Genomic DNA, 13,736 nt, shown 5'->3' with positions numbered 1-13,736 from the left:
TAGTCCGGGTTGCCCTGTTTACTGACCTACACTTAAGCTTTAACGCTGTACGGGGGAGATATGATTAAGGTTTATGGCGTACCAGGATGGGGTTCCACCATCAGTGAACTGATACTGACTCTGGCTGATATTCCCTATAAGTTTGTTGATGTCAGTGGTTTTGACCGCGAGGGAGCTTCACGCGATTTGCTGAAAACGTTAAATCCATTGTGTCAGGTTCCGACACTGACGCTGGAAAATGGCGAGATTATGACGGAGACGGCGGCGATTGCATTGATGATTCTCGACCGCCGCCCGGATCTTGCACCACCTGTTGGGCGCACCGAACGCCAGCAGTTTCAACGGTTATTGGTCTGGCTGGTCGCCAATGTCTATCCAACGTTTACCTTCGCCGATTACCCTGAACGCTGGGCACCTGACACGCCTGAACAGTTGAAGAAGAATGTTATTGAATACCGAAAGTCGCTTTATATCTGGTTGAATACACAACTGACCGCTGAACCTTATGCGTTTGGCGAGCAGCTAACGTTGGTGGACTGCTATCTCTGCGTCATGCGCACATGGGGGCCGGGGCATGAATGGTTTCAGGATAATGCGCAGAATATCAGTGCGATTGCTGATGCAGTATGTCAGTTGCCAAAGCTACAGCAAGTATTAAAAAGGAATGAAATTATTTGAGTGGAATGCAAGAAAATGATGTTATTTATTATTCGATAGGGTTATCCACAATGGCTGGCGTAATCAATGTAAATAATATTGCATTTTTTTGTGATTGATAGCACTCATCCTTTAATTCAGGTTATCTATTTCATCTGCTCTGGAAAGAAACTAATTTTTCACATTGTTAATGTCACGAACTTCTATATTAATGGCGTATATGCTTGGGGTTGGAGATGCAATTAGTGCAAATAAAAATATCAGCCTAATATGCTAAAAACAACAAAGCAGCCCCTTTGTATTAATTGGTAATTATCTGGACTACAAATATAAAGAACTTGCTGAGGAGAGCTAAAACATCTATTGATAAGTACACATATTGATTTCTTTCAAGAAAATGGATGTATTTTAAATGCTGATTCTTAATATAACCTAATCAATAGATTACCACGAGAGGGGCATACATCAGACGGAGGTCAAGGGGGAACAACATTTTGAGAACAATTTATCAGGTACTCTTACCACTGACGCAAGGTCATTAGAGCCTCAGTTGGTGCGCTGTGTTTTGGAAATGGTCATTCTGGGTATAGAGAAATGACAGATAAAGCCATCGCTGAGCGTAAAATACTCGCCACAGATTTTTTCTGAAATAATTAAAATGGAGCTAATTATTATTAATTTCTATACCATTCTCTTAATATATTCATACGATGAATTTGATAAATTCTTAATTTAGATTATATTCTTTCAGGTCAGTGTCTAATGACGTTAAGATGGCAAAGTGCAGATTATGTTATCAGGGTGGGGCGGTAGCGTATATTCTTTATGCAACCCATCATTCATTTCAATGATGTTTATTAAATTATTTATTGTTGTGAATAAAAAGACATTATGAATATTGGTTTGACTTTTATATCAGGTACTTTTTGTCACTCACTGTGATATACGAGCCTGTCGTGAATAACATCAAGAACCAGTCAGTTGAGTTTGTGATTATTTTTTTTTGCCTGAACAGACATCCGTTTCTCTGAAATAAAATCCCGGACAAAATTCTCACATAACCATGACGCTTTTCTGATATTCCCCCGATAACGCCTGAAGTCGTCCCGCTTATCTCATCACCCAACGTGTTGTTCATGCAATATGTGCGGATTATTATTCATTTTACCGGAGGTTGCTATGTCAACCGGATTACGTTTCACACTGGAAGTGGACGGCCTGCCACCGGACGCTTTTGCGGTGGTTTCCTTTCACCTGAACCAGTCACTCTCTTCGCTCTTTTCCCTCGACCTCTCTCTGGTCAGTCAGCAGTTTCTCTCCCTTGAATTTCAGCAGGTGCTGGACAAGATGGCCTACCTGACGATATGGCAGGGCGATGACGTACAGCGCCGGGTGAAAGGCGTGGTGACCTGGTTTGAACTGGGGGAGAACGACAAACACCAGATGCTGTACAGCATGAAGGTGCACCCGCCCCTGTGGCGGGCAGGACTGCGGCAGAACTTTCGTATCTTCCAGAACGAGGACATCAGAAGCATCCTCGGCACCATACTGCAGGAAAACGACGTGACGGAGTGGAGCCCGCTGTTCAGTGAGCCGCATCCTTCCCGTGAGTTTTGTGTCCAGTACGGTGAAACTGATTACGACTTTCTGTGCCGGATGGCGGCGGAGGAAGGCATCTTCTTTTATGAGGAGCACGCGCAGAAAAGTACCGACCAGAGTCTGGTTCTGTGCGACACGGTCCGCTATCTGCCGGAATCCTTTGAAATCCCCTGGAATCCGAACACCCGTACCGAGGTGAGCACCCTCTGCATCAGCCAGTTCCGCTACAGCGCACAAATCCGACCTTCTTCCGTGGTGACCAAAGACTACACCTTTAAACGCCCCGGCTGGGCCGGGCGTTTTGACCAGGAAGGCCAGCACCAGGATTACCAGCGCACACAGTATGAAGTGTATGACTGGCCGGGGCGTTTCAAAAATGCACATGGCAAGAACTTTGCCCGCTGGCAGATGGACGGCTGGCGAAACAACGCAGAAACCGCGCGGGGAATGAGCCGCTCGCCGGAGATATGGCCGGGACGGCGAATTGTGCTGACGGGGCATCCGCAGGAGAACCTGAACCGGGAATGGCAGGTGGTGGCGAGTGAACTGCACGGTGAACAGCCACAGGCGGTGCCAGGACGGAGTGGTTCAGGCACAACGCTGGATAACCATTTCGCAGTAATACCGGCAGACAGAACATGGCGACCACAGCCGCTGCTTAAACCGCTGGTGGATGGCCCGCAGAGCGCCGTTGTGACGGGACCAGAAGGGGAAGAAATCTTCTGTGATGAACATGGTCGCGTGCGGGTGAAATTCAACTGGGATCGCTATAACCCGTCAAACCAGGACAGCTCGTGCTGGATACGGGTGGCACAGGCGTGGGCGGGAACGGGGTTCGGCAACCTGGCGATACCGCGTGTGGGTCAGGAGGTGATTGTGGACTTCCTCAACGGCGACCCGGATCAGCCGATCATTATGGGGCGCACTTACCACGAAGATAACCGCTCGCCGGGTAGCCTGCCGGGGACGAAGACGCAGATGACGATCCGCTCCAAAACGTACATGGGCAGCGGGTTTAACGAGCTGAAGTTTGACGATGCGACAGGGAAAGAACAGTTCTACATCCACGCACAGAAGAACATGGATACCGAGGTGCTGAATAACCGTACTACGGATGTGAAGGTAAACCATACCGAAACGGTGGGTGGCAACCAGGATATCTCAGTGACTGGGGTGCAGAGTACCTGCGTTAAATCTGCTCAGTTCACGCATGTGGAAAGTTTACGTCAGATTGCGGTGCAGCAGGGGCAGTCGATAGTGACCGGCGGGGATCATGAAACACTCGTACAGGGCACGCTGCATCTTGCCGCCGGAAACGCCATTCATCTGCAATGCGGTGAGTCTGAGCTGCTCATGCTGGCCAACGGTACGGTTGCTCTGTCCTGCACCAATTTCAATCTTTATGCCGCCCAGAGAGGACAAATTACCGCAGTCCAGATACTGGATCTGAACATGGACGGTGCAAAGTCAGGTATCGAACAGCCCGGTCAACTGACACCGTCGGCTATTTCTGAGCGTGTCACCGCCGAGTTTCCCCCGCAGCAACCGGAGAAAAAATAATGCCGGATTATCACTTTAATGAAGGACAGCTTACGTTACCGGCTTCAGGGCGGGACTGTACCACACATGTTTTGAGACTGCCGGAATTACAGGCTGTTCTGACTATCTCGCGGGACATTCTGTCAGGAGCCATGACACTGGAAGATTATGTCACCGCCCAGATTGAAAAAATTAAGCGCGATGTACGCCATGTGCAAATCCCGGAGCCGCAGTTTACTGACGTGCAGGCAGGAAAACGTGTCTGTCAGTTTGCCTGCCAGGCAGAGATTTCCGGGCTGGTTCATTACCAGCAACAACACATTATCCTGTCCGGACAATCGCTGCTGGCCTTCGCATGGACGCTCGCTCATCCGTTTACTGAGCAGGATCACGAGATCTGGCGGAATATCCTGGACAGTTTTGTCCCGCGTGAGACGGTAACGGAGTAATGTCATGGGAACAGATTATATGGCGGCCAAAAAGGAAGATCCTCTTGAGCACACGTCGTTCCTGGGGGATTTCATGGGGGGGCTGGTCGAGGGGGTATGCTATGGGGTGCTTTTTTGTGCCTCTGCCAACCCTGTTGGACTGGTGGTAGGGCTGACTGCCGGGTTTATTTTCAGCGATGTTATTTCTGAACTCGGCGATACGGTCAGTAGCTGGTTTCCCCCGGATGTTAAAGGAACGATAACCTCAGGCTCAAACAACGTTAATGTGAAATCCATGCCAGCCGCCCGTGCGGCAGGTGCTGTGCCGGATGAAATATTACTGGCACTGCTGGAGGCGGAAGCGGCCAATCCACCGGACAGTAAGGGGATGCAACTCGTTAAAGGGGTTGTGGCAAAAACTATTATGATTGCCAAAATTCCTCTTTTGCCGGCAGAACTGGGCAGAATGGCAGGCGAGAAACTTGCCGCTTACCTCAAAGGAGAAAGTACCCCGTCTCAGGAAGATGAGCAGGGATTCTGGAGTAAGGTCTGGGAATCCATCAGCAACCCGGTGGTGGACGGCCCCAATCCGGCATTGCATGTCGAGCCACGGCTTCTGGACACGATTCATTGTGATAAACATCCCCCGCAACCGATACAGTATCTGGCTGAAGGTTCAGAAACCGTACGTATTAACAGCCAGCCTGCCTGTCGTAACGGTGATCGCAGTACCTGCGAGGCAGTGATTGCCCATACCTAGGCCAGTGCGAAAGTCCGTATAGGCGGGCGCAGCCTGGTGGTGAAAGAAATACACACCGGCAAAAATATGCTCGCTTACTATTCTGGGCTTATTGCCGGAGGATTTCTGGTCAGCTCGGTTCAGGCTCTGTTTTGCAGGACATCGGCCAGGGTATTTGCGGGGAAGTTGCCCTGCCTGCTGGGTGGCTCAATCATAGGCAACACGCTGGGAATACTGGGCGGAGGAGTGCTTTCCGGTATGTCATCCTACCTCTCCTCCGGGCAACAGGCGTCATCACAGACTGCCAGGCCAGTACACATCGCCTCCGGTGTAAAAATACTGGGCGGAGAGGATGAGCTGGATTTTGCCTGTGACGGGGTAATCCTACTGGCATGGCAGCGGGTTTACAGCAGCCTTAACGGCAATGAAGGTATTCTTGGCCGGGGCTGGTGCCTGCCGTTTGAGGTATTTCTGCATCAGGAACCTGCTGTACCGGGAACGCAGGACAGCGAGCAGATATTTTTTCATGACATGTCCGGCAGGGAGCTGGGGCTGGGAGATGTTCCGGTCGGCGGAGCCATGTTCTATGTGGACGGAGGTTTCCGGCTTTATCATCCCCTGGCTGGTATGTTCGTGCTGGAAAGCGCACAGGGACAGTACCAGATTTTTGAGGCAGATCCCCTGCATGATGGTCGGTTCCGCCTGATTCAGGAATGCGATCGCCATCTGAACGGTATCCGCTATTACTACAATGACCGGGGGCTGCCGGTGCGGATCAAGGATGATCTTCAGGCCCTCTGCCTGCATCTGGACTATCATCCGCAGCATTCCCGTCTGAGGGCCGTATACCAGCAGTACCGGCAGGAGGATACCCGGCCGGGCGTACTGCGTATTCGTTATGAATATAATGAACAGGCGCAGCTAACCGCCGTCGTGGATGCTGACGGGGTCGTGATGCGCCGTTTTGCCTGGGATGAAGAGCACGAGCGCCTGACCATGCACCAGACGGCGGATGGCATCCAGGCGCATTACCGCTGGCAGCCCACTTCCGGTCTTCCCGGTCATTTTCATGTTGTCCGGCACTGGCTACAGGAAGGCAAACGGCGCAGCGGGGAGATCCGGTTTGATTACGATCCGGCGGCGCGCCGGGCCACGCTGCATTATGGTGATGGCAGGCCGGACAGCCTGCATGAATGGGATGAGCAGTACAACATTACCCGTTGGCAGCCTGCCCCGGATATCTGCTGGCTGTATGAATGGGGGGGATAACCGGGAACTCCTGCGGGTGGTTGATCCCGCACAGTATGAACACAGCTTTAAGTACGATGAGCGTGGCAACCTGATCCAGGTGGTTGATCCCGTCGGTCAGGAATACCGGTTTGACTGGGACCGGGATTTTGCCTTTCCGCTGAAAGAGGAATATCCCGAAGGGCTGGTCTTACGTCATGTTTACAACGTCTTTGGCGATCGCATCAAAACTATTGACCAGGCAGGCCTCATCACCCGCTATAACCATGATGCTTCCGGGCTGATTGAGAGCGTACAGGATGCACGGGGCAACCTGTACCGCTATGGCTGGAATAATCGTGGGCAGTTAACGCAGCAGACGGACTGTTCCGGGTATACCTCCTACCTGTATTATGATGAACAGGGGCGACTGGCGGCCGTGACGGATGCACAGGGTAACAGCACCCGGCAGACGTTTTCAGCAGCGAACCGCTTGCAAAAGCGAATCCGCCCTGATGGTGGCGAAACCACCTACCACTACAATGCCCGTGGACAGCTTGCCGGTGTGACCGATCCGGCTCGTCAGAGCAGCCGGTTTGACTATAACCTGCGCGGGCAGGTTATCCGCCACACTGACCCTCAACAGCGCCAGGTGCGCTTCGAATATGATGCCAGCGGGCAGCTTATTGCGCTGTATAACCAGAAAAATGAAGCGTACCGTTTCAGCCGTGACAGCCTGTCGCGGCTGGAAGAATCCTGCGATCTGACGGGCTGCCGCGAAGTGTACCGGTATGACAGCCGGAGCAATATCTGTGGGATAACCCGCTATCCCGCTCCCGTGGCGTCCGGTCAGGAGGCGCTTTTACCGCAGGTCACCCGGCTGGCGTATGATGCTGCCGGACGGGTGCAGTACCGGGAGAACGGGGATGGCGCTGTCTGTTACCGGTATGGAAAAAACACGCTGACTCTCCAGCGTTTTGCGCCGGATGACTGGCAGAGGAAACAGCGCGGGGATGAAAACGTCGTTGCGCAGGACTCGCTGCATCTGGTTACGGATGAGTATGGCAGCCTGCTGGAAGAGCATAACCAAGCGGGCGTTTTTACCCACCGCTATGACGAACTGGGTAACCGCACAGAAACGCAGATGCCGGATGGTCGCCGCCTGAAGCGGCTGTACTACGGCAGCGGGCATCTGCAACAGCTCAATCTGGAAGACAACAACGGGCAGCAGACGGTACTGGCTGAGTTTGAACGTAACAGCCTGCACCAGGAAATCAGCCGTACTCAGGGCAGCCTGACACTGCGCACGGAATATGATGCCGCAGGGCGGGTAACTGCCCGTCTGGCACAGATGGCGCAGCAGCGGCATGGAACACCGTTGCTGGAGCAGCGTTACAGCTGGGATCAGCGTGGTTTCCTGATGAGCCGTTACCACCGGACACAGGATGCGCAGGCGCTGCTTTCCCCAGAGGAACGCAGCGGCAGCACCTGGTACCAGTATGACTGCGCCGGGCAGATCCTGAGCGCACAGCAGCACTTCACGGTGCGGCAGTACTGCGATCTGGCCGGAAACCTGATGGAGGAGCGCGGTCCGGCGATCAAGAATAACCAGTTAATGCAGTACCGGGGCTGGCATTACCAGTATGATGCCTTCGGGCGTATGAGCAGGCGCACGGACGAACAGGCGCAACGGCAGGATTACCGCTATAACAGCGATAACCGGATGGTGGAAGTGCGGTTTGCGGACAGGGCGCGCTCCCGGTGGCAGCGGGTGGAATACGACTACGACCTGCTCGGGCGGCGGACGGGGAAGCGGCTGTACCGGTGGCATGATGAGGGGGAAGCAGAACCAGCCCCGGAGAGGGTGCGTTTTATCTGGGACGGGATGCGGCTGCGGGGTGAAGACAGTCCGGGTAAGGCCACAGAGGTCCTGTATGTCTACAACGGTGACAGTTATGAGCCGCTGGCCAGGGTGGATCGTTTTACCCGGCAGGTGATAGAACCGCAGGACACGCGCCCGCCGAAAACCACAATATATTACTACCACACGGCACTGAATGGCCTGCCGGAAGCGATGACCAGTGAGTCCGGGGAGCTGGTCTATGAAGCGCGCCACACACTGTGGGGGCTGGAAACAGAAGCGGTAAGCGCGCATACGGTTCTGACAGTGGAGCAAAACCTGCGGTTCGCGGGGCAGTATTTTGACGCGGAAACGGGGCTTCACTATAATACGTTCAGATTTTATGCGCCGGAGTGTGGGCGGTTTACGCAGCCAGACCCGATAGGCTTAAGGGGCGGGGTAAACTTATATGCTTATGCGCCAAATCCAGTAAGCTGGATAGATCCGCTTGGGTTAAATACCACCTGCTTAAAAGCCGAGAATGGTTACTCAAGAGGGAAAAGGCATGGGATGAAACTACATCCTAACGCAGCTCAAGCAATTGCAGATAAAGAAAAGAATCCTCATGGAGTTTGGAGAAGCAAGGATGATCTGAAATATGCTGGAGAACAAGCTGCCACGCTAAAACCGGGAGAGATGAAAGATTTTCCTATAAATCAAAATAGTAAGAGTGAAGTTTATATTCCCGGGGGAAATGGAGTACCTATTAAACCGGATAAAATTCGGGTCAGAAATAATGGGGATGGGACTTTTCACGGTTTTCCAATTGACTCATCGACAGCAGGACCCATTTTTGAAAAGGGTAAGTAATATGTTCAAAATAGAAATTGATGATACTTATGAAAAAGGCCTCATGGATGAAGAGGATATTAATTTATCGGAGGCTATATTTTCCGTATATCCCATATCATCCGGGTATTTTTATATAAACTGGAATGGTGTTCATATTTCACTAACCCTTAATTGCCTGAGTGAAATTATTGATGATATTATCAAAATGCTTGATGGTATCATTTGCGGGGTTGACTTTGAATGCAATTTTTTATGTGAATCCTTTACGGTATTATTAGATGTTAAAATAGAAAAAAAGAATATTAAAATTTATTCAAATTGGATCTCCATAAATACGGATGAACTTTCTAGGTTAAATTCGAGCGAAAGTGTGTTGCTTATAAATAAATATAAATATATCTATGAATGGAACGAATTATTATCTGTCATAAATAATGATCTAAAGTCGGTTGGGTATCATTTTTTATTTTTAGACAAAAAGCTTTATTTTTATAATAAATTCCTGCAGCAGGAAGATAATATATGATTTTATAAAAATAATTGAGGGATGACACATATCATCGAACTACATTGTCTTTAATAGCATGACGCGGGACTGTACTATCATCGGTTCCGGTACTATGATTGCGAGACGTGGCAGTATCGGTGTGTTGACCCGATAGGGCTAAGAGGCGGGCTGAACCTGTATGCTTATGCGCCTAATCCAATAAGTTGGATCGATCCTCTGGGTTTGAAATGTGGGCAACCTGAATGGACAAATCATGGATACAAACATTTTCCTCCAAAAAACAAATCATGGAAGGATATAATTAAATCAACAAAATCAGGCCCGGCAAAATATTCTCCCGATATTGATATTAAAACGCTGGAATACGATGTTTTTAATACAGGCACACCTGCTACGAACGGTAAACCATGGAAAGTAAAAGATATGGGAAAAGTTATTGGGGCCAGTGAGGGTAAAGATCTCAATGGGTTCGAGTTGAACTTAGCGGTGGGACAATACATGGACATCCTATATCACTCGATGAATTCCGAAGGCTAACAACATCATGAACATTGATTTCTTAGGAAAAAAAGGGAATATAGTTTTTAATGACTTCTCCCTGAAACAAAGCATCCCTCTTAATGAACAGCGAGATGAACTTAAGGAAGATATGCTCCAGGTTGAATATCCTGGTGGGTATCTTTTGGATGTTGGGTGGCGACCATCTTTTGATATAAATGGGAAGTTTTATATTTGTTTGATAAAGGATTTTGATTGGGATACTCCCATTTATAATGGTTCTGCGAAAGATATTGTCTCATTATTATTTGAAATTAACCAAGCTATAAATAAACTTTAAAAAAAGCCGGGAAGAAAATTAAATCTTCCCGGCTTTTTATTATTTAGCTTTCGTTCAGCACACTAAACATCCCGTTCCGCATCCCCTTAACCGCCTGTTTGACCTGGTAAAGTTCCCTGCGCAGTTCCTGTACTTCGTTGTTATCCGCTAGCAGGATCAGGCAACCTTCCGAGATCTTCACGTTAACACCCGTGTCGATCTAATAGCCGTTACTGCGGGGAAGCTGGTTTATCACAAGTCACGCCTTGCGAGGTGGGCGTTTGTCATTTTGCCCATCCCCAATGCCTACAAAGCCCACCGATTTCGCCCATTTTCTTTCGCTCGATATAACGCGGCATCGGCATCAGCAACTATTTGTTCAGCCGTTTTTGCGGGGGTAGAACAGGTAATCCCCTGACTAACCGTAACAACTTCACTCACGGAAGATGTCTGATGCGCAATCGCTGCCAGTTTAAGTTCTTGCTTAACTCTGGCTGCTATCGCTTCGGCTTCCTGCAAGCCCGCATTGAAAAGAATAATGGCAAACTCTTCACCGCCATAGCGCGTAACTACATCTTCGGGCTGGCGAATTGCACGTTGCAGTGCGTCGGCAACTTGTATCAGACAACGATCGCCAGCAGGGTGCCCATAAGTGTCGTTGTAGCGTTTAAAAAAATCGACATCCAGCATAATTAAAACGAACGACGTCTTTTGTTCTACGGCATCGCGTAAAATACTATCCAACGCTCGTCGGTTTGCCACTCCAGTTAAAGGATCGCGATGAGCTAATGCATCGAGGCGATGAATCAACTGGTTGTTGTTCTTATTTTGTTGCCATGCTTCTTCAAACCAACGCAACAAAATAAACCGTCCGCCATAGAGAGCCAGTGAAAAAATGCTCCAGATAACAGCAAAATGAATATTCACATACTGATTGAGCACAAGACTGGCTAACGGGATGGTAAACCATAAGGGAATGATAAATGCGAGGAGTGATGGGGTGTGGAAATATAGCGCAACAACGGCGCTAAGCATTAGTAATACACACAGTGGATATGCAAAAGGTAGCGTCCAGTGTGCAATAAAATAAAAACAACACCATGACCATAGTAGGCTTAGTATGACCAATAACTGCTGAATATACTGTACTTTGTTGCGTGGGCTAACTAATAAAAGACCACTGATTAGCAAAATACCTAATGATGAAATATCAATAGTGTGTACAAGATTTTTCTCATTAAACCATGGAGTCGTGCCTTCATTAAACAAAACCCCTCGAAGCAAAACCAACGATGCAAAACTGATGTTAATCAACGCAAACCACGGCAGGCTAATCGCCATACCGCGAATAACCATATCCTGCCGGTTTTTCCATGAATAATGAGGGTGTTTTCTTTTGTCAGAATTCATTTTTGTTTATAACCCCAAAAGGGCAGGGAACCTGCCCGACTTACACGAAAATTATGGCGTTACAATATTGAACCAGAATTCAAAGTTATCCATATACCCTAACAGTTCGTTGAGTTTTTCCGCATTTCCAGTGATTTTTACTTCGCCTTTATCCGTGGCTTCTTTTAATGTCTCTTCCTTCAGGATGATTTTATTCAAGACATCGCGGGAGAGGGTGATAGTCGCATCGGCGTCAGAGGCTTGCGTATCAGCAGTGTGATTGAGCACACCGTTTTCCAGTTCCACTTTATAAGTGCCGCCATCTTCACCGAAATCAAAATTCAATACTGCTTTAGCGTCTGCCGCTTTCTCGCCATTTATATGCACAGCAAGATAATCAAAGAACATTTCCGGCGTCATGGCACGAACGGTGTCAGGACTGGCTGTATTTGGCGTAGGCAGTTTTTGCACACCATTGCGTAATTCCTGTGCGCCAGTGAGATAAAAATTACGCCACGGCCCGGATTCGGCCTGGTAGCCTAACTGTTCAAGCGCATCGGCTTCCAGATTCCTTGCTGCCTGGTTGTTTGGATCGGCAAACACTACCTTACTGACAACCTGGGCAACCCAGCGGAAATTTCCCTGGTCATAATCCTGTTTGGCTTTTTGTAAAATGGCATCAGCACCGCCCATATATTCCACGAATTTTTTAGCGGCTTCTTCTGGTGGCAGTTCATCGAGAGTCGCAGGATTACCATCAAACCAGCCGAGATAAAGCACATAAGTTGCTTTCACATCATGGCTCACTGAACCGTAATAACCGCGATTCGCCCAGGTGTTAGCAAGCGAAGAGGGCAATTTGAAGTTTGCGGCAATTTCATCACGAGTCAGCCCCTGATTCGCCATGCGTAGCGTTTGATCGTTGATATAACGGTACAAATCGCGTTGGCTTTTTAGCAGTTTGACAACGTTATCGTTACCCCAGGTTGGCCAGTGATGCTGGGCGAGAATAATCTCCGCTTTATCGCCCCACAGATTGAGTGCTTCGTTGATGTATTTAGACCACGGAAGAGGTTGACGAATTTTGGCACCACGCAGCGAATAGGTGTTGTGGAGGGTGTGCGTGACATCTTCTGCGGTTTCGATCAGTTTCTTTTCTTCAATAAACCACAGCATTTCGGAAGGTGCTTCGGAACCGGGCGCCATCAGAAAATCATAGGTCAGCCCGTCGATAGTCTCTTTTTGTCCGGTTTTGGTGATGTAGTTGGTGGGGGCAATCAATGTAACCGTTCCGGCTGAGGTCGTTGTTCCCAGCCCAGCGCCGACCTGACCTTTAGCATCAGGTTTCAACAAGTTACCGTACATATAACTGGCTCGTCGGCTCATTACATTGCCAGCCATAATATTTTCTGAAACAGCCTCTTCTAAAAATCCGGCTGGCGCATAAATTTTTGTTTTTCCTGATTTAACGTCAGCTTCATCAACCACGCCGCGAACGCCGCCGTAGTGATCGACATGACTGTGCGTGTAGATAACCGCCACCACTGGTTTTTGACCGCGATTTTTATAATAAAGATCCATGCCAACTTTAGCTGTTTCTGCTGAAACCAGTGGATCAACAACGGTAATACCTTCTTTACCTTCAATGATGGTCATATTTGATAAATCGAGATTGCGAATCTGATAGACGCCTTCAGTCACTTCAAATAAGCTGCTGATATTTATCAGTTGCGCCTGACGCCATAAACTTGGATTGACAGTATCAGGTGCTTTATCGCCTTCTTTGATAAAAGAATATTGCTGTGGGTTCCAGATAACATTCCCTTGTTCACCCTTAATCACTTCCTGAGGTAAAGGAGCAATAAAACCTTTATGAGCATCAGCAAAATCGCTGTTATCGGAAAACGGCAATTGACTATAAAGTGCGTTATTCGCTTGTTGGGTGGCAGCGGAGGCCTCTTTTGGCGCTTCTGCTGCGATGAGAGGAAGTGAACTTGTTGTGAATAATCCCATGACTAGCAGACTTTTAGCAATATGGTTAAGCTGCATCGCAAGTGTCTCCAGAAAGGCTTTGTAAAAGAAAGGATATTACGAGTGAAAATTATGATTGAGGGCAAGAATAACTATAATTGGCGTTAATA

Annotated in this window: 13 protein-coding genes and 1 pseudogene; 11 read left to right on the top strand and 3 right to left on the bottom strand. The window is 48.9% G+C overall.

The features are described from left to right. The first annotated feature begins 60 nt into the window (after positions 1 to 60). From WES_RS10280 to WES_RS10310, 11 genes and pseudogenes are all read left to right on the top strand, one after another. Positions 61 to 678: a glutathione S-transferase family protein gene (locus WES_RS10280; protein ID WP_016158289.1), complete on the top strand. Its 618-nt coding sequence runs from the start codon at positions 61 to 63 to the stop codon at positions 676 to 678. A 169-nt stretch (positions 679 to 847) separates the two neighbouring features. Continuing rightward, complete coding sequence (locus WES_RS24735; protein ID WP_353598197.1) at positions 848 to 934, top strand: DUF5445 family protein; 87 nt, start codon at positions 848 to 850, stop codon at positions 932 to 934. Between the two features lie 902 nt (positions 935 to 1,836). Next, the gene (locus tag WES_RS10285) at positions 1,837 to 3,816 is read left to right on the top strand and encodes a type VI secretion system Vgr family protein (protein WP_016235208.1); all 1,980 of its coding nucleotides are present in this window, start codon (positions 1,837 to 1,839) and stop codon (positions 3,814 to 3,816) included. Beyond that, positions 3,816 to 4,244 (top strand): DcrB-related protein, encoded by a 429-nt coding sequence (locus WES_RS10290; RefSeq protein ID WP_016158287.1) that lies wholly within the window; start codon positions 3,816 to 3,818, stop codon positions 4,242 to 4,244. Before WES_RS10285 ends, WES_RS10290 begins: the two co-directional genes overlap by 1 nt. Positions 4,245 to 4,248: 4 nt before the next feature. Then, positions 4,249 to 4,983, top strand: a complete 735-nt coding sequence (locus WES_RS10295; protein WP_016235207.1) for a PAAR domain-containing protein — start codon at positions 4,249 to 4,251, stop codon at positions 4,981 to 4,983. Between the two features lie 39 nt (positions 4,984 to 5,022). After that, the gene (locus tag WES_RS24265) at positions 5,023 to 6,231 is read left to right on the top strand and encodes an RHS repeat domain-containing protein (RefSeq protein WP_167578192.1); all 1,209 of its coding nucleotides are present in this window, start codon (positions 5,023 to 5,025) and stop codon (positions 6,229 to 6,231) included. Further along, positions 6,161 to 8,899 (top strand): RHS repeat-associated core domain-containing protein, encoded by a 2,739-nt coding sequence (locus tag WES_RS23635; protein ID WP_167578190.1) that lies wholly within the window; start codon positions 6,161 to 6,163, stop codon positions 8,897 to 8,899. Before WES_RS24265 ends, WES_RS23635 begins: the two co-directional genes overlap by 71 nt. A 1-nt stretch (position 8,900) precedes the next feature. Beyond that, the gene (locus WES_RS10305; RefSeq protein ID WP_016158280.1) at positions 8,901 to 9,407 is read left to right on the top strand and encodes a hypothetical protein; all 507 of its coding nucleotides are present in this window, start codon (positions 8,901 to 8,903) and stop codon (positions 9,405 to 9,407) included. Between the two features lie 69 nt (positions 9,408 to 9,476). Beyond that, positions 9,477 to 9,554: pseudogene (locus tag WES_RS24510) on the top strand (hypothetical protein); the annotation flags it as partial. A gap of 57 nt (positions 9,555 to 9,611) precedes the next feature. After that, positions 9,612 to 9,926 (top strand): hypothetical protein, encoded by a 315-nt coding sequence (locus tag WES_RS22665; RefSeq protein WP_071598994.1) that lies wholly within the window; start codon positions 9,612 to 9,614, stop codon positions 9,924 to 9,926. Between the two features lie 7 nt (positions 9,927 to 9,933). Continuing rightward, positions 9,934 to 10,227: a hypothetical protein gene (locus WES_RS10310; RefSeq protein WP_016158279.1), complete on the top strand. Its 294-nt coding sequence runs from the start codon at positions 9,934 to 9,936 to the stop codon at positions 10,225 to 10,227. A 43-nt stretch (positions 10,228 to 10,270) separates the two neighbouring features. Here WES_RS10310 and WES_RS24260 read toward each other — a convergent pair whose 3' ends face one another. From WES_RS24260 to WES_RS10320, 3 genes are all read right to left on the bottom strand, one after another. Beyond that, positions 10,271 to 10,408, bottom strand: coding sequence for a hypothetical protein (locus tag WES_RS24260; RefSeq protein WP_258286514.1), 138 nt, complete (start codon positions 10,406 to 10,408; stop codon positions 10,271 to 10,273). Positions 10,409 to 10,512: 104 nt separating this feature from the next. Beyond that, positions 10,513 to 11,562, bottom strand: coding sequence for a GGDEF domain-containing protein (locus WES_RS10315; protein WP_016158278.1), 1,050 nt, complete (start codon positions 11,560 to 11,562; stop codon positions 10,513 to 10,515). Between the two features lie 105 nt (positions 11,563 to 11,667). After that, positions 11,668 to 13,644, bottom strand: a complete 1,977-nt coding sequence (locus WES_RS10320; RefSeq protein WP_016158277.1) for an alkyl/aryl-sulfatase — start codon at positions 13,642 to 13,644, stop codon at positions 11,668 to 11,670. Positions 13,645 to 13,736 lie beyond the last annotated feature (92 nt).

This window comes from Escherichia sp. KTE31 (assembly GCF_000407925.1).
GTDB lineage: Bacteria > Pseudomonadota > Gammaproteobacteria > Enterobacterales > Enterobacteriaceae > Escherichia > Escherichia ruysiae.
The sequence above is the reverse complement of the archived record's forward strand: the minus strand, read 5'-3'. Positions and strand labels throughout refer to the sequence as shown.

Excerpts from the sequence above, each read along its gene's own strand:
- WES_RS10280 (WP_016158289.1), top strand. The coding sequence starts at position 61 with ATGATTAAGGTTTATGGCGTACCAGGATGGGGTTCCACCATCAGTGAA.
- WES_RS24735 (WP_353598197.1), top strand. The coding sequence starts at position 848 with ATGTCACGAACTTCTATATTAATGGCGTATATGCTTGGGGTTGGAGAT.
- WES_RS10285 (WP_016235208.1), top strand. The coding sequence starts at position 1,837 with ATGTCAACCGGATTACGTTTCACACTGGAAGTGGACGGCCTGCCACCG.
- WES_RS10290 (WP_016158287.1), top strand. The coding sequence starts at position 3,816 with ATGCCGGATTATCACTTTAATGAAGGACAGCTTACGTTACCGGCTTCA.
- WES_RS10295 (WP_016235207.1), top strand. The coding sequence starts at position 4,249 with ATGGGAACAGATTATATGGCGGCCAAAAAGGAAGATCCTCTTGAGCAC.
- WES_RS23635 (WP_167578190.1), top strand. The coding sequence starts at position 6,161 with ATGAGCAGTACAACATTACCCGTTGGCAGCCTGCCCCGGATATCTGCT.
- WES_RS10305 (WP_016158280.1), top strand. The coding sequence starts at position 8,901 with ATGTTCAAAATAGAAATTGATGATACTTATGAAAAAGGCCTCATGGAT.
- WES_RS10310 (WP_016158279.1), top strand. The coding sequence starts at position 9,934 with ATGAACATTGATTTCTTAGGAAAAAAAGGGAATATAGTTTTTAATGAC.
- WES_RS10315 (WP_016158278.1), bottom strand. The coding sequence starts at position 11,562 with ATGGTTATTCGCGGTATGGCGATTAGCCTGCCGTGGTTTGCGTTGATT.
- WES_RS10320 (WP_016158277.1), bottom strand. The coding sequence starts at position 13,644 with ATGCAGCTTAACCATATTGCTAAAAGTCTGCTAGTCATGGGATTATTC.